Genomic DNA, 15,787 nt, shown 5'->3' with positions numbered 1-15,787 from the left:
TGGGTATATTTTACGGGGGCTTGAGACCTGTTTAACACGCAAGCTCCAGGCAAAACCGTTGGTTTGGCGCGCACGCCCAAAAAGATGTTCTGCATCTGCCAAATTGTTACAAGCAAAAACAGCCACGGCTGATAGACTTATTTCGCGCAAACAGCCCCGCCCGAGGGCCAGCGCATGGCCTCCCCACTACAACAACCGCCATTTAACGTGTTTGAATTCCTCAAAAAACGTGCACGCACCGCACCCGAGTCGTTGGAGACTACCAGTGCAGAACCTGCCGTCCGGCGCATGGAGCTGGAAGAGCGCAAGGCCTACCGCCGCGAGCGCCTTTACCAGTCCATCCGCGAGACCTTCCTGTCGATGGAAGTGGTTTCACAGATGTACCGCTTCAAGGTCATGCCCGTGGACGAGCGGCACCACCGCTTCATCGCCATGATTGACGTGGCCAAGTCCTTTGTGACCGGCCCCAACAGCAAGACCAAAAGCTTTGCCGCGATGGAGCAGAGCATGCGCATCAACACCTACAAGCGCTTTGGCGTGTTGATTGATGCCATCTACTGGCGCGTGAGCGAAACCGAAGAACATTTCGAGCGCCACTCCCGCTCTAGCGATCCCGGGCGCAGCGACGGTTTTGAACCAGTCGCCCATGAAGCCAGAGACCACGCCCCGACCGGCACGCTGTCGCGGGCGGGTTACCAAGCCATCTCGGCGGAAGAACAAGCCGCGTTCATGGAGGCTTTGCAACGCGGGGCCTCGTTGCCTGCGGTACACGTGGGCGATCTGGAATACCAATCAGACTTGGCGCCCCTGGACGGCGGCATCATGATTGGCGGCACCCAGTACGGCAAGCTGTAGCCGGCTCGCTAAGGCGTGGTCTCCACCACGCAAAAGCTGGCCGCGTAGTCGGTCTCGTCGGTCACGGTCACGTGCACAGTGAGTGCCTGGGCCTCAAACCATTCTTTGAGCCCACCATGCAGCACGATGACGGGCTTGCCACTTCGCTCATTGGCAATCTCGCAAAGCTTCCAGGTCATGGGCATGCGCATCCCCATGCCAATGGCTTTGCTGAAGGCCTCTTTGGCGCTGAAGCGCGTGGCCAGGTAGCGCACGCCACGCTCCGGCCAGCGGGCGCTGTGGGCTTTCCACGTCTTGAATTCGGCATCCGACAACACCTTGGCGGCAAAGCGGTCGCCGTGCTTCTCCAGGCTGGCGCGGATGCGGCGCACATCGCAGATGTCGGTGCCAATGCCGTAGATCACGCGTCCCCCTTACTGCCCCATGCAGGCCAGGTAGGCTTTGACCGTGGCTTCGTACCCCAACTCCAGCGCGTCGGCAATCAGTGCGTGACCGATCGAGACCTCCTGCAGGCCGGGCACCTGCTGCGCAAAAGCGGCCAGGTTATCGCGGTTCAGGTCATGGCCTGCATTGACGCCCAGCCCTGCATCCAACGCCGCCTGCGCGGCAGCGGCAAAGCGGGCAAGTTGGGTTCCCTGCTCCGCAGTGTCCCAGGCTGCTGCATAGGGTTCGGTATAGAGCTCGATGCGGTCCGCGCCCACGGCTTTGGCTGCAGCCATGGCAGCGGGGTCGGCATCCATGAACAGGCTCACGCGCAGACCCAGCGCATGGGCCTCGGCAATCAGGGGTTGCAGGCGTGCCGCGTCGTCGGGGAAGACCCAACCGTGGTCGCTGGTGAACTGGCCTTCGCTATCGGGCACAAAGGTCACTTGGTGCACTGGCAGACCCCGCTGGCGCAAGTCGCGCACGCAGTCCATGAGGTTGTGGAAAGGGTTGCCCTCCACGTTGAACTCGCGGTCCGGCCAAGCTTTCAACAAATCCGCCAGATCCAGCACGTCCTGCGCGCGGATGTGGCGCGCATCGGGCCGCGGGTGCACCGTGATGCCTGCCGCGCCCGCCTGCAGGCACAGCGTGGCCGCACGCGAGACACTGGGAATGCCCAGGTGGCGGGTGTTGCGCACCAGCGCGACCTTGTTGAGATTGACCGAGAGATGGGTTTTCATAGTCGGGGGCCTGGCTACAGTGCCTGAATGTCGATCAACATCTGCCGCATGCGCAGCGTCTTTACTCCGCAATGGTAGTGGAGCAGCGCGCGCAGCTGGGGTTTGAGTTCAGCCATCATCTCGGCGCAGGCCCGCAGCGTCGCGGTAAAGGGGGCATGGTTCTGCAGCGTCTCGTGCAGGCGCATCCACTGTGCACCGCTCAGGCGTGTGCGATCCTCGGCATGCGCCTGACGCAGCCCACCTTCGGGCACCAGCACATAGTGATCATCGGCATCGAGCGCACGCAGGGTCATGGTCTGCACGTTCAACGGGGGCAAAAATCCGGTCTCGCGCAGCAGCAGCAGCTCAAATGTGCGCAGCGCACCCTGCAGCACCTCGCCATGCTCGCTGGCGATGATCTCCACCACACGGGCATAGATGTCGAACAGCTCCGCATGCGGGTCGTCTCGTGCCAGCAGGGTCATCAGCAGTTCGTTGAGGTAGTAACCCGACAGCAGCGCATCGCCCGTGGGCATCACATGGCCGCCCTGCCACTCGGCACTGCGCAGCGTGCGGATTTCGGCATCGCCGCCAAAGGCCACATGCAGAGGCTGCAGTGGCAGCAGAATGGGACGAAAACTGGAACTGGGTTTCTTCGCCCCCTTGGCCACCAAGGCGATGCGCCCGTAGTGGCGGGTAAAGACCTCCAGAATCAGGCTGGACTCGCTCCAGTCGTAGCGGTGCAGCACATACGCGGGCTCGTCGGCAATGCGTTTATTCGTAGCCAAAGCTGCGCACCCGCGCTTCGTCGTCGGCCCAGCCAGAGCGCACTTTCACCCACAGCTCCAGAAACACCTTGGCATCCGCCAGCTTTTCCAATTCCACGCGGGTTTCCATGCCAATACGCTTGATGCGCTCGCCCTTGTCGCCAATCACCATGGCCTTGTGGCCGTCGCGCTCCACGACGATGGTGGCCGCAATGCGCAGCAGGCGCTTCTGGCCCTTCTTCTGCGGTGGCTCTTCCTCGAACTTGTCGATCACCACGGTCGAGGTGTAGGGCAGCTCATCACCGGTCAGGCGGAACAGCTTTTCGCGCACCAACTCGCTGGCCAGGAATTTCTCGCTGCGGTCGGTCAGTTCGTCCTCGGAATACCACCAAGCCTGCTCGGGCAGGTATTTTTCGCAGATACCCAGCAAGCGGACAACGTCTTTGGAGTTTTTGGCCGACAGAGGGATCAGCTCGGTAAAACTGCCACGCGCCTGCATGGCCTGCAACCAGGGTGCCAAACCGGCACGTTCCTTCACGTTGTCCAGCTTGTTGGCCACCAGCACAACCGGAATGCCCGCCCCCAACAGCTTCAGCACCTTTTCGTCGGCCGACGTGAAACTGCCCGCCTCGACAACGAACAGCACCAGGTCCACATCGGCCACTGCGCCCTGCACCGCTTTGTTCAGCGACTTGTTCAGGGCGTTGCCATGGATGGTCTGAAAGCCGGGCGTGTCGACAAACACAAACTGCGTCTGTCCCTCGGTGCGCATGCCGGTGATACGGTGGCGCGTGGTCTGTGCCTTGCGCGAGGTGATGCTGATCTTCTGGCCCACCAGGGCATTGAGCAAGGTGGACTTGCCCACATTCGGCTTGCCGACGATGGCCACCAGGCCACAGCGATGGCCCGCTCCATCGGTACCGGGCGTGGCCAGTTTGGGCGTGCTCTTGAGCAAGCCCTGCAACATCGCATCCAGGTCATCCTGCACTTCGGGTTTGGAGTCTTCCTGACCGCTAGCCCCCGTATTTTCTGCACCAGCAGCTATTTTTTTAGGAGCATTCATGGTTTTACCTTTGACTTCAAAGTCTGCAACATCGCCGCCGCAGCGGCCTGTTCACCGGCACGGCGCGAACCGCCAATGCCCCGTTCGGCCAGACGCAGCTCGACAATTTCACACTCCACGTCAAAGCTCTGTTTGTGGGCTGCCCCGATGGTCGCAACCACCTTGTAGAGCGGCAGTTTCATTTTGCGACCCTGCAGCCACTCCTGCAACTCGGTTTTCGGGTCTTTGCCAATGGCATCCATCTGAGGGTTGATCTCCACCGCTTCAAACAGGCGGTGCACCAAGGCTTGTGCCGGGGTAAAGCCCGCGTCCAGGTAGACAGCACCAATGATGGCTTCCAGTGCATCAGCCAGGATGGACGCCCGTTTCTGCCCACCCGAACGCATTTCGCCTTCCCCTAGCTTGAGCACATCGGGCAATCCCAGTCCCAGCGCCAACTGGTGCAGTGTCTCTTGTTTGACCAGGTTGGCCCGCACGCGCGACAAATCGCCTTCGGGCAAAGCCCCCAGGCGGGCATAGAGCAAGTCGGAAATAGCCAGCCCCAGCACCGAGTCGCCTAAAAATTCGAGGCGCTCGTAGTGGTCACTTGAAAAGCTGCGATGGGTCAGGGCCCTGGCCAACAGGGCGGAATTGGAAAACTGGTGTTGCAGCCGGAGCTGCAACGCTGCCAATGCATCACCCACGTTATTTGGAGCGGCCAGCGTACTTCAGCGTGAGAAACGCCGGGCCAGCCAAATGAATTTCGCGCTCGTAGGCAAAGGCCACCACCACCTTGTCGCCTTCTTTGGTGACTTCCAGGTCTTTACCCTTGATGGAGGTGATGGCGTCGATTTCGGTGGCCTTGTCAAAGATGCCACGGATCTCCACCACCGACTGGCCGGTGGCTGCGCGTTGTACTGCCTTCTGGATCGCCATCAGCTCCACCACAGTGGGGAACACTTGCGCCGCTATTACGCCAGCCATGGCGAGCACACCGCCGACAAAAATCAGACCGATGAAGGAAATACCGCGTTGCTTGGATTTGCGCTGAAATGTCATCATTGTTCCCTTATCACTTGGTGCACAAAGCTTCAATTGAACCCACCGATGCGCTTGAGATTGCCAAAGTTCATCCAGACAAAGAAAGCCTTGCCGACGATGTTTTTGTCAGGCACAAAGCCCCAATAGCGCGAGTCCAGCGAATTATCGCGATTGTCACCCATCATGAAATAGTGACCTTCTGGGACTTTGCAGGTCACACCTTCCACGGTATAGCTGCAAGCCTCAAAGCCCTCAAACTTGTCCGCACCCGGCACAAAGGCAGGACGATCCACATCGTTGAGCAAACGGTGCTTTTTGTCACCCAGGGTTTCTTCAAACTGTTTGAAGTAACGCATGGCGTCTTCGTCAAAAAAGTCTGGCAGTGCGTTGGTCTCCAGCGGCTTGCCGTTGATGGTCAGGCGCTTGTTGAGGTAGGCCACGGTGTCTCCGGGCACGCCCACCACGCGCTTGATGTAGTCCAGGCTGGGTTTGGGTGGGTAACGGAACACCATCACATCACCACGCTGGGGCGGTCTGCCCTCGGTGATTTTGGTATTGAGCACCGGCAGGCGCAGCCCATAGGTGTACTTGTTGACCAGGATGAGATCGCCCACCAACAGGGTGGGAATCATGGAGCCCGAAGGAATCTTGAAGGGCTCAAACAGGAATGAACGCAACAAGAAGACCACAATGATCACGGGGAACAGGCCAGCCGTCCAATCCAGCCACCAGGGTTGCATGAGCAAGCGCACCTTGGCCTCGGTGATGTCGCCATCCACCTGGCTGATGCCCATCTTGCTCAGCTCAGCGCGGCGCTGGATGTCATTGGCCTCCAGCGCGGCGACGGCGTTTTGGCGCTGTGGCAGAAAATAAAACCGCTCAGCCAACCAGTAGAGCCCGGTTACCAGCGTGGCCAGAAACAGCAGCAACGCAAAGTTGCCTTCCACCACACCAAAGTACCAGGATACGGCGTAAACGCCGAAGGCCGCGAGGACCGCGGAGGTCAGTGCTTGCATCAATCTTCCACCTGCAAAATGGCCAAGAACGCTTCTTGTGGAACCTCCACAGAGCCGATTTGTTTCATGCGCTTTTTACCTGCTTTTTGTTTCTCAAGGAGCTTGCGTTTGCGCGAAATATCACCGCCATAGCACTTGGCCAAAACGTTCTTGCGCAGCGCTTTGATTGTCTCACGCGCAATGATGTTGGCCCCGATGGCGGCCTGGATCGCCACGTCGTACATCTGGCGGGAAATGATCTCGCGCATCTTGCCCACCACGGCACGGCCACGGTACTGGCTTTGGCTGCGGTGCACGATGATGGACAGGGCGTCCACCTTTTCGCTGTTGAGCAGAATGTCGACCTTCACCACGTCAGAAGCACGGAACTCCTTGAACTCGTAATCCATGGACGCGTAGCCACGGCTCACGCTCTTGAGCTTGTCGAAAAAGTCCAGCACGATCTCACCCAGTGGCATCTCGTAGGTCAGCACCACCTGGCGGCCCTTGTAGGCCATGTTCATCTGCACACCGCGCTTCTGGTTGGCCAGCGTCATCACCACGCCCACATACTCTTGCGGCATATAGAGGTGCACGGTCACGATGGGTTCGCGGATCTCGGCGGTCTTGCCCACCTCCGGCATCTTGGAGGGGTTCTCCACCATCACCACTTCGCCATCGTTCTTGACGACCTCGTACACCACGCTGGGCGCGGTCGTGATCAGGTCCTGGTCGAACTCACGCTCCAGCCGCTCCTGCACGATTTCCATGTGCAACAAGCCGAGGAAGCCGCAACGGAAGCCAAAGCCCAGCGCCTGGGACACTTCAGGCTCGTAGTGCAGCGACGCGTCGTTGAGTTTGAGTTTTTCCAGTGCGTCACGCAGCGAGTCGTATTCGCTGGCTTCGGTCGGATACAAACCGGCAAACACCTGCGGCTGGATTTCCTTGAAACCGGGCAAAGCCTCGGTCGCCGTGGCCGCAGCGCCGCCGGTGCCGGGTTTGATCAGTGTCACGGTATCGCCCACCTTGGCGGCCTGCAACTCCTTGATACCAGCAATGATGTAGCCCACCTCACCCGCTTCCAGGGACTGGCGCGGCTGGTTGGCCGGCGTGAACACGCCCAGGTTGTCTGCGTTGTAGGTGGCGCCGGACGCCATCATCTTGATGCGCTCGCCCTTGGCCAGTCGTCCATCGACCACGCGCACCAGCATCACCACGCCCACAAAGCTGTCGTACCAGCTGTCGATGATCATGGCACGCAGCGGACCATCGGGATTGCCCTTGGGCGCGGGGATCTTGGCCACGATGGCTTCGAGAATGTCGTCGATGCCCAAGCCGGTTTTGGCAGAGCAGACAATCGCATCCGTGGCGTCGATACCAATCACGTCTTCGATTTCACTGCGCGCGTTGTCGGGGTCTGCGTTGGGCAGGTCGATCTTGTTGAGCACTGGCAGCACTTCCACATCAAGGTCGAGCGCGGTGTAGCAGTTCGCCACAGTTTGCGCTTCCACACCCTGGCTGGCATCCACCACCAGCAGCGCGCCTTCGCACGCAGACAGCGAACGGCTTACTTCATATGAGAAGTCCACATGCCCTGGTGTGTCGATCAGATTGAGGTTGTAGACCTTGCCATCGAGCGCTTTGTATTTGAGCGCGGCCGTCTGCGCCTTGATGGTTATCCCACGCTCTTTCTCGATGTCCATCGAGTCCAGAACCTGTGCCTCCATCTCGCGGGCTTCAAGCCCGCCACAACGCTGGATCAAGCGGTCTGCCAACGTGGACTTGCCATGGTCAATGTGGGCAATGATCGAAAAGTTTCTGATGTGATTCATCAACGACGTGCTTCAAGTGATTGAATTAAAACGAACGGGCAAGAAAAAAGGGCGCATCGTAAGACGACGCGCCCTGAACCAACAATCTTTGGCAACTGCGAAGGTTGGAAGCCCATTGTAGGCAAAAAGTCCAGAGAGCACAGCCCAAAAAACCCGGTTCAGGGGTCGTTGCGACACCGCAACAATTATCTTATACACATCTTATCCACAATTTATCAAACAAACATCTGAACAAGGTGTGGGTGAGTTGTGGATCAGCTGTGGGGCGTTTTTAGACTTCCCACATGATGGACTTTGAACCCATCCATATACCCACAATCTTTCTTAAGACCCCCATATTCTAACCAAGGCTTTCAATGACCTCTTTAAGTTAGCGCCCGCAAACTTTCAGGTACGGACTGGAGAGCAGTAGAGAAATATTTTTCCACCCTACGCCAACAACCCCAAACCCCGCTCTGGTTTAGGGTTGTTGCGCGCCCATTCACTTGCCGGGGCGGATCACTGCGTACTGCGTCCACTCTCCCCGGCGGAACAGCACGTTCACGGGCTTGCTCTTGTCCAGCTTGGCCACTACGGCATCAAACTCCTTGACCGAGCCCACTTCTGTATTCGCCAGTTGGGTGATGACATCGCCCTCGCGCAGTCCCGCACGCCCTGCGGCGTCAACCGCAGCTTCGACCCGCACGCCGCCCTTGACGTTGGCTTCCTTCTTCTGTGCATCCGTCAACTCACTGACCGCCAAGCCATACACCTGGGCCGCCGTAGAGGCCTTGGGTTTGACCTCTGCACGTCCCGAGGCCTTGGCCACAGCGGTATCGGGTTCGATTTCAGCAATCACCACGTTCAGGTCCTTGCTGCTGCCACGGCGAAACACTGTCACCACACTCTTGGTACCCGGCTTGGTGCTACCAACCAGACGCGGCAGGTCACTGGATTTATCAATCGCCTTGCCATCGAATTTGGTAATGATGTCGCCGGCCTCCACACCCGCCTTCTCGGCAGGCGAACCCACTTCCACCGCACGCACCAAGGCCCCTACTGGCTTGCCCAGTCCAATGGACTCGGCCACCTCTTTGCTGACCTGGTCGATTTGCACGCCAATGCGCCCGCGTGTCACGCGGCCTGCGTTGCGCAGTTGGTCGCTGACACGCACCGCCTCATCCATGGGAATGGAAAAGGAAATACCCATGAAACCGCCCGAGCGGGAGTAAATCTGGCTGTTGATGCCCACCACTTCCCCGCGCATGTTGATCAGCGGGCCACCCGAGTTACCCGGGTTGATCGCCACATCCGTCTGGATGAAAGGCAGGTAGTCGCCGGTGTCACGCTGTTTGGCGCTCACGATACCGGCAGTCACGGTGTTTTCCAAACCAAAAGGCGATCCAATTGCCATCACCCATTCACCCACACGCAGGCGGCTGACGTCGCCCACCTTTACGGCAGGCAGGCCTGATGCATCAATTTTCACGACAGCCACATCGGTGCGCTTGTCCGAACCAATGATGCGGGCCTTGAACTCGCGCTTGTCGGTCAGCGTCACCAGCACCTCATCCGCCCCCTCCACCACATGGGCGTTGGTCATGATCACACCATCGGACGTCAGGATGAAACCCGACCCCACACCGCGCGGCTGCTCTTCGTCAGGCTGGGGGCGGTTTTGCCGTGGCGCCTGGCGGGGAATGTTCGGAATCGGCAAGCCAAAGCGCTTGAAAAACTCCAGCATTTCCTCCTCGCCCGGCGTACCCTGCTGGGAACGTGCGGCCACCTTCTCCAAGGTGCGGATGTTGACCACCGAAGGGCCCACTTGGTCCACCAGATCGGTGAAGTCGGGCAAGGCCCGCACCTGCGCCTGTGCGGGGGTTACCGGGGCCAGGCTGACCACACCAGCTGCGGCCAGCACAGCGGCCATGCCCAACACCCGCACCGATTGCATGCTCAAAGTTCTCATCGTTTGTCTTTCCGTCAAAGTCACAAGAAAACCACGCGACGCTCCAGTTCCCCGGAACGCTGCCTACTTTTTACGTTCCAGCCCCAGCGCAAAGCTGCTCAAGGTCGCGGCGGGAACCTCACCCACTGCCGTGATCCACCAGGCGCCCAAATGGCGGGTGAAAGTGCGGGTGGCCCCGCCCAGCTCCGTAGCGCCTTCGCGCGTGTGGCGGCGCGGATCAAAAGCCTCTACAAACAATGACACCGTTGCCAGCCCATCCGAAAACATCCATTGCATGGTTTGGTCCATGCGGCCCGAGGCACCCGCCAGCAAGGCTACTGGTCGGGTGTAGCACCCCATGGGTTTGAAACCAGCCACCCCTTTGGGCATATCCCAACCCTGGGCTTTGGCCGTGGTCTTCTGCAAATCACGGTGTTCCACCCGGTACCCGTCGGTGTGGGCCATGAGTTGCGCCAGTTTGCCCATGCTCACCGGTGCATCCAGCTGCAGCTCTGAAAACGCAGATTGCTCCAATACCTTGCCATCCGGATCCAGTGTCTGCAACTGCACCACCAGGCCAGAGCGCTTTTCGCTCCACACGCGGTAGCCGTAGCGCAGGCTATCTTTGGGCTGAAGCTGCACAACGTCCGCATCCAGCCCCGCCACACGTTCCACCCCCAGCGGTTTCAGTTGGTAAAACTCTTCAATGGTCGAATCCTGCGACTTGAGCAGGTTGGGAAACAGCCCCAGCGACTCCCGCGTTTCCGCCACTGCCACACGAGACTCCGGGAAAAAGGTCAACACCTGGTCGTTGCGGCGAAATGTGCTGCGCGGTGTACCACTGAGCGACTCCACCCGCTCCATCTGCTGCGCACCGTCGCACACGTGCCAGATGCGCGCACTGGCCATTTGCCCACCCGCCGACACGACAAAGGTGCCCGTGTAGGTGCGGTGGCGCGACGCTTCATGCAGGCGCATCAACCAGGCGTTCACGGGTGCTTCCTCAGCCTGCACGGCCCACGGAAGACCACACAGCACCAAAGCCAACCCGCCAAGAAGACGCCACCAGGGCTTCATCGTGCCGGCCTTTCAAACGTGGCGTTGCGCAAAAAGCCAGACGGCATCTGCCACGCTGAATGTCCACCCATTTGCTGGTGGGCTGCCATCAGCGCATCCAGCTGCGGGTCACGCAACATCACCGCAGGTGCATCCTGGGCCAAGACCACCGGCGGAGCAAGCGGGGCAGGCGCCACCTGACCAGTTGCGGGGCTCTGGGCCAACTGGGGGGCAACGGACGGTTCCGCCTCACGCCATACGGCCAGCGACAGCACGCTGAGCACGGCCACACCCGCCAACCCGGCCACCCAGGCCCAGCGCTGGTTCGCGGCGGCAAGAGATGACCCCCGCACCTCTGGCAGAACCTCCGCCCGTACAGAAGGGGCTGGTTCGGCATCCAGGCGCAACTGCAAGCGCTCCCAAAACGCCAGCTCCGATGTGGTGGGGGCCAACGCGTCGCTGCGCAATACGTCACCTGCCAAGTGGTAAAGATGCCATGCCTTGCGCCCCTCTTCGGACGCATGCAGCTCCGCCAATAGCGAAGGCAGCTCGTCGGTAGACAACGCACCATCTGCCAAGGCTGAGATGCGTTCATTCAAGGGAGTGTTGGGCGTATTCATCATGTGTTCCTGACGCAGGCCGCTACCAGCGTTTCCCGGTCTGTTTTTCCAGCAAGGGGCGCACTTTGGCGGAAATGGCCTCCCGCGCCCGGAAGATGCGGGAACGGACCGTTCCAATAGGGCAATCCATGGCCATGGCAATTTCCTCGTAACTCAGACCTTCAATTTCTCGCAGCGTGACCGCTTGCTTCAGCTCCTCCGGCAAATCGTCCATGGCGGCATTCACCACCGAGGCAATTTCCTTCGCCGCCAGCACCGATTCCGGGGTTTCGTCGGTAGTTGGTTCGTTTTTGGGCCGGGAAGTTTCATCTTCATCGTCATTGGCCAAAAAACTCTCGGTAACCGTAGGGTCGCGTTTGAGCTCCAGCAGGAACTTTTTGGCCGTATTCACCGCAATGCGATACAGCCAGGTGTAGAACTGGGCATCGCCACGGAACTGGTGTAAGGCGCGGTAGGCCCGCACAAAGGTCTCTTGGGCGATATCCTCCACCAAGTCCACATCACGCACCATGCGCCCGATCAGGCGCTGGATGCGGCGCTGGTACTTGACCACCAAAAGACCGTAAGCACGCTGATCGCCCGCCACGGTGCGTTCCACCAGGGCTAAATCCGAATCATTCGAAGACGACAGAGATTCCGTCACAGCAGCTGCTCGTGCGACAGCGCCATGGGGTCTGCGGACTGGCGGCCAGACACCAAGGCCCGGCGCACCGCGAGCCAATGGGTGCGGCGTACCGATGCATGGTCCAGCCACAGCCATATCAGAGCCTGTCCCTGGCATTGCACAGACACCAGCAAGAACACTTGAAAGTCAAAATGCACGGTCACATGACGCACAGGCTCTCCGACAAAGCCAGACCAATGCCAGTGGTCACCATCCCAGCGCAGAACTCCATGGGGTGCGACGCGCCAAGACCACGCGGCCGCAAGCCCGCAAACCAGCAAGGCACCCTCCAGGATGCCCATGGCCGTGATCGAGTAGTTATAGCGCCACAGTGCAATCTGAGCCAGCGTTGCGCCTAGTAACCACAGCGTGCCCAGCGTGCGGGCATGCCAAGGAGAGCGGACTACGCTGAAACTGACCGCGGGTGGTCGGTGCATAGTCCTAATGGAACGTTCAGAGACAGGTTAAACGCGCTTGAACACCAACGTGCCGTTGGTTCCGCCAAAACCGAAGTTGTTCTTCACGGCCACATCGATCTTCAGGTCCCGCGCGGTGTTGGCGCAGTAGTCCAGGTCACACTCAGGGTCCTGACTGAAGATATTGATGGTGGGCGGGCTCTTCTGGTGGTGAACCGCCAGCACGGTGAACACCGACTCCAGTCCGCCCGCGCCCCCCAAGAGGTGGCCAGTCATGGACTTGGTGGAGTTGACCACCATCTTCCTGGCGTGGTCGCCCAAGGCTGCCTTGATGGCATTGGATTCGTTGATGTCACCCAGCGGTGTGGAGGTGCCGTGCGCGTTCAGGTAGTCCACCTGGTCCGGGTTCACACCCGCATTGCGCAGGGCGCTCAGCATGGCGCGGCGCGGACCATCCATATTGGGGGCGGTCATGTGGCCAGCGTCAGCGCTCATGCCAAAGCCCGCCAGCTCGGCGTAAATCTTGGCACCACGCGCCTTGGCATGCTCATACTCTTCCAGCACCATCACGCCGCCACCCTCGCCCAGCACAAAGCCATCACGGTCTTTGTCCCAAGGGCGCGACGCGGTCGCGGGGTCGTCATTGCGGGTGGAGAGCGCGCGCATGGCAGCAAAGCCGCCGATGCCCAGCGGCGATACCGTCGCTTCCGAGCCACCGGCAATCATCACGTCAGCGTCGCCATACTCGATCATGCGGCCGGCTTCGCCGATGCAATGCAGGCCAGTGGTGCAAGCGGTCACGATCGCGATGTTGGGGCCCTTGAAGCCAAAACGCATGGACACATGGCCGGCCGTCATATTGATGATGGAGGCCGGTACAAAAAATGGGGAAATGCGGCGTGGGCCGCGGTTGGTGTACTCGGTGTGGGTGTTCTCGATCATTGGCAAACCGCCGATGCCGGAACCAATCACACAGCCGATGCGGGTGGATTCTTCCTCACCCAGCGCGTCACCGGTCTTCAAACCGCTGTCGTTCACCGCCTGCACCGCAGCCGCAATACCGTAATGGATAAAGGTATCCATGGTGCGGGCTTCTTTGGTGCTGATGTAGGACTCCAGATCGAAGTTGCGCACCTCACCCGCAATCTTGCAGGCAAACGCCTCAGGATCGAACTTGGTGATTGTGGAGATGCCCGACTTGCCAGCCAGCACATTCGACCACGCCTCAGCCACCGTATTTCCAACGGGGCTAATGCAACCTAAACCTGTGACAACAACACGGCGACGGGACATAGAGATCTGAAATTCAGCAGTTCGTCAATGAAATACCGCCAGCAGCGGCATGGGAAGCATGCGGGAACGCGGCAGCACCCCTTGGGTGCTGCCAAAGCCTATCAGGCCTTTTTGTGGGACGTTGCGTAATCGATCGCGTTTTGCACGGTTGTGATTTTTTCCGCGTCTTCGTCGGGGATCTCGATCCCGAATTCGTCTTCCAAAGCCATCACCAGTTCCACGGTGTCCAGGGAGTCGGCACCCAGATCGGCCACGAAGGCTTTTTCGTTGGTGACTTGAGACTCTTCAACGCCGAGTTGTTCGGCAATGATTTTTTTGACACGGACTTCGATATCGCTCATGGGTTCCCTCTAAGGGTTGTAAAAGAATCCGAGATTTTACCCGCCCTAGAGACTTGTCTCTAACCGGGCCGCCGCTCAGACTTCGGCGGGGTTGAATCACTTACATGTACATGCCGCCATTGACGTGCAGTTCCTGCCCTGTCACGTAGCTGGCCTGCGGCGAGGCCAAGTAGGCCACAGCGTGCGCAATGTCACTGGGTTTGCCCAGGTGGCCCAGGGGAATCTGGCCCAGCAAGGCTTTTTGCTGCTCTTCGCCCAGGGCGGCGGTCATGTCAGTCTCGATGAAACCTGGGGCCACGCAGTTCACGGTGATGTTGCGCGAACCCAGTTCGCGGGCCAACGCGCGGGTCATGCCGGCCACGCCGGCCTTGGCCGCCGCATAGTTGGCCTGGCCGGGATTGCCGGAGGCGCCGACTACCGAGGTGATGCTGATGATGCGGCCATAGCGCTGTTTCATCATGGTGCGCAGCACCGAACGGCTCATGCGGAACACGCCCTTGAGGTTGGTGTCCAGCACCGCATCCCAGTCATCGTCCTTCATGCGCATGGCCAGTGTGTCGCGGGTGATGCCGGCATTGTTCACCAGCACATGCAGGCCGCCCAGCTCCTTGGCAATGGCATCGACCAGCGCATCACCAGCGGCCCCGTCCGTCACGTCCAGCGTGCGGCCATCGCAACCGGGAAAGGCGGACAAGGCTTCGCGGATCTTGGCCGCACCGACGTCAGACGTAGCCGTGCCAATCACTTTCACACCCTTGCGGGCCAGCTCCAGCGCAATGGCGGCGCCAATGCCGCGCGAGGCGCCGGTCACCAGGGCCACCTGACCTTCAAATTTCACTTCGCTCATGCCAATACTCCCTTGACGTCTTCCAGGCTGGCGGGGTCGAACAGCGCCGCACCGGTCATCTCCGCATCAATGCGCTTGACCATGCCAGCCAACACCTTGCCGGGGCCGCACTCTACCAACGTGGTCAGGCCGCGCGCCTTGATGGCTTGCACACATTCCACCCATCGCACCGGGCCAAAGGCCTGGCGGTACAGGGCGTCACGGATGCGGTCGGCATCGACTTCCACCGCCACATCAATATTGTTGATGAGCGCGACCTGGGGGGCAGCAATCTCGATATCTTCCAGTCGCGCCTTCAGCTTCTCGGCTGCAGGCTTCATCAAACTGGAGTGAAATGGCGCCGACACAGGCAGCAACAGCGCGCGCTTGGCGCCATTGGCCTTGAGGATTTCGCAGGCCTTGTCGACGGCGGCTTTGCTGCCGGCGATCACGGTTTGGGCGGCGTCGTTGAAGTTCACGGCTTCCACCACTTCAGTGCTATTCGGGCCGAAAGCCCCCGTTGCCTCTGCGCAACCAGCTATCACTTTCGCAGCATCCATGCCGAGAATGGCCGCCATGGCGCCCACGCCCACGGGCACGGCTTCCTGCATGGCCTGGGCGCGCAGGCGCACCAGCGGCGCGGCTTGCGTCAGCGTCAGCGCCCCTGCGGCGACCAAGGCGGAATACTCGCCCAGCGAGTGACCCGCCACGGCCTGGGGGGCTACGCCAGTCTCTGACATCCAGACACGGTAGGCCGCCACCCCTGCCACCAGCATCACGGGCTGGGTGTTGGTGGTCAGTGCCAACGCTTCTTTAGGGCCTTCATGGATTAATTTGGCAACATCCTCGCCCAAAGCGTCCGAGGCTTCGCGCAGAGTCTCCGCCACCACGGGGTGGTCGCCCCAGGCGTCCAGCATGCCCACGGCTTGGGAGCCTTGGCCGGGAAATACAAATGCAAATGGTTTCATAG

The 15,787-nt window shown here is 60.1% G+C and carries 18 protein-coding genes; 1 reads left to right on the top strand and 17 read right to left on the bottom strand.

The genetic code is table 11. The annotated features are described in order from the left end of the window. Nucleotides 1-174 precede the first annotated feature (174 nt). Nucleotides 175-855, top strand: a complete 681-nt coding sequence (locus AC07OE_RS02230) for a hypothetical protein (RefSeq protein WP_495068927.1) — start codon at nt 175-177, stop codon at nt 853-855. 8 nt (nt 856-863) lie between these two features. Here AC07OE_RS02230 and acpS read toward each other — a convergent pair whose 3' ends face one another. From acpS to fabD, 17 genes are all read right to left on the bottom strand, one after another. Next, nucleotides 864-1,259, bottom strand: a complete 396-nt coding sequence (gene acpS, locus AC07OE_RS02225) for a holo-ACP synthase (protein WP_495068926.1) — start codon at nt 1,257-1,259, stop codon at nt 864-866. Between the two features lie 9 nt (nt 1,260-1,268). Beyond that, nucleotides 1,269-2,018, bottom strand: a complete 750-nt coding sequence (locus AC07OE_RS02220) for a pyridoxine 5'-phosphate synthase (protein WP_495068925.1) — start codon at nt 2,016-2,018, stop codon at nt 1,269-1,271. Nucleotides 2,019-2,032: 14 nt separating this feature from the next. Beyond that, the gene (recO, locus tag AC07OE_RS02215; protein WP_495068924.1) at nt 2,033-2,785 is read right to left on the bottom strand and encodes a DNA repair protein RecO; all 753 of its coding nucleotides are present in this window, start codon (nt 2,783-2,785) and stop codon (nt 2,033-2,035) included. Next, nucleotides 2,772-3,731 (bottom strand): GTPase Era, encoded by a 960-nt coding sequence (gene era / locus AC07OE_RS02210; protein ID WP_495069132.1) that lies wholly within the window; start codon nt 3,729-3,731, stop codon nt 2,772-2,774. Before era ends, recO begins: the two co-directional genes overlap by 14 nt. Before the next feature lie 92 nt (nt 3,732-3,823). Next, a complete protein-coding gene (rnc, locus tag AC07OE_RS02205) occupies nt 3,824-4,510 on the bottom strand; it encodes a ribonuclease III (protein WP_495068923.1) in 687 nt (228 codons plus the stop codon). 1 nt (nt 4,511) lies between these two features. Then, nucleotides 4,512-4,865, bottom strand: a complete 354-nt coding sequence (locus AC07OE_RS02200) for a DUF4845 domain-containing protein (protein WP_495068922.1) — start codon at nt 4,863-4,865, stop codon at nt 4,512-4,514. A gap of 32 nt (nt 4,866-4,897) precedes the next feature. Continuing rightward, nucleotides 4,898-5,863 carry a signal peptidase I gene (gene lepB, locus AC07OE_RS02195; RefSeq protein ID WP_495068921.1) on the bottom strand — a complete coding sequence of 322 codons (966 nt, stop codon included), beginning with the start codon at nt 5,861-5,863 and terminating at the stop codon, nt 4,898-4,900. Continuing rightward, nucleotides 5,863-7,674: a translation elongation factor 4 gene (gene lepA / locus AC07OE_RS02190; protein ID WP_495068920.1), complete on the bottom strand. Its 1,812-nt coding sequence runs from the start codon at nt 7,672-7,674 to the stop codon at nt 5,863-5,865. Before lepA ends, lepB begins: the two co-directional genes overlap by 1 nt. A gap of 481 nt (nt 7,675-8,155) precedes the next feature. After that, nucleotides 8,156-9,622 carry a Do family serine endopeptidase gene (locus AC07OE_RS02185; protein WP_495068919.1) on the bottom strand — a complete coding sequence of 489 codons (1,467 nt, stop codon included), beginning with the start codon at nt 9,620-9,622 and terminating at the stop codon, nt 8,156-8,158. A gap of 63 nt (nt 9,623-9,685) precedes the next feature. Further along, entirely contained in the window at nt 9,686-10,678 is a 993-nt protein-coding gene (locus AC07OE_RS02180; RefSeq protein ID WP_495068918.1) for a MucB/RseB C-terminal domain-containing protein, read from the bottom strand. Next, on the bottom strand, nt 10,675-11,277 hold the full coding sequence (locus AC07OE_RS02175) for a sigma-E factor negative regulatory protein (protein ID WP_495068917.1): 603 nt from the start codon (nt 11,275-11,277) through the stop codon (nt 10,675-10,677). The genes AC07OE_RS02180 and AC07OE_RS02175 overlap by 4 nt, the downstream gene beginning before the upstream one ends. Nucleotides 11,278-11,299: 22 nt before the next feature. After that, nucleotides 11,300-11,920, bottom strand: a complete 621-nt coding sequence (gene rpoE / locus AC07OE_RS02170) for an RNA polymerase sigma factor RpoE (RefSeq protein WP_495068916.1) — start codon at nt 11,918-11,920, stop codon at nt 11,300-11,302. Then, the gene (locus tag AC07OE_RS02165) at nt 11,917-12,378 is read right to left on the bottom strand and encodes a hypothetical protein (RefSeq protein WP_495068915.1); all 462 of its coding nucleotides are present in this window, start codon (nt 12,376-12,378) and stop codon (nt 11,917-11,919) included. Before AC07OE_RS02165 ends, rpoE begins: the two co-directional genes overlap by 4 nt. Nucleotides 12,379-12,405: 27 nt before the next feature. Continuing rightward, nucleotides 12,406-13,650, bottom strand: a complete 1,245-nt coding sequence (gene fabF, locus AC07OE_RS02160) for a beta-ketoacyl-ACP synthase II (RefSeq protein ID WP_495068914.1) — start codon at nt 13,648-13,650, stop codon at nt 12,406-12,408. A 101-nt stretch (nt 13,651-13,751) separates the two neighbouring features. After that, nucleotides 13,752-13,991: an acyl carrier protein gene (gene acpP, locus AC07OE_RS02155; RefSeq protein ID WP_094479684.1), complete on the bottom strand. Its 240-nt coding sequence runs from the start codon at nt 13,989-13,991 to the stop codon at nt 13,752-13,754. Nucleotides 13,992-14,091: 100 nt separating this feature from the next. Beyond that, nucleotides 14,092-14,838: a 3-oxoacyl-ACP reductase FabG gene (gene fabG, locus AC07OE_RS02150; protein ID WP_495068913.1), complete on the bottom strand. Its 747-nt coding sequence runs from the start codon at nt 14,836-14,838 to the stop codon at nt 14,092-14,094. Next, nucleotides 14,835-15,785 carry an ACP S-malonyltransferase gene (gene fabD / locus AC07OE_RS02145; RefSeq protein WP_495068912.1) on the bottom strand — a complete coding sequence of 317 codons (951 nt, stop codon included), beginning with the start codon at nt 15,783-15,785 and terminating at the stop codon, nt 14,835-14,837. The genes fabG and fabD overlap by 4 nt, the downstream gene beginning before the upstream one ends. Nucleotides 15,786-15,787: the final 2 nt, after the last annotated feature.

The sequence above is a fragment of the Rhodoferax sp. GW821-FHT09E07 genome (assembly GCF_059416145.1).
Note: the sequence above shows the minus strand (reverse complement) of the source record. Positions and strands in the feature narration are given on the sequence as shown.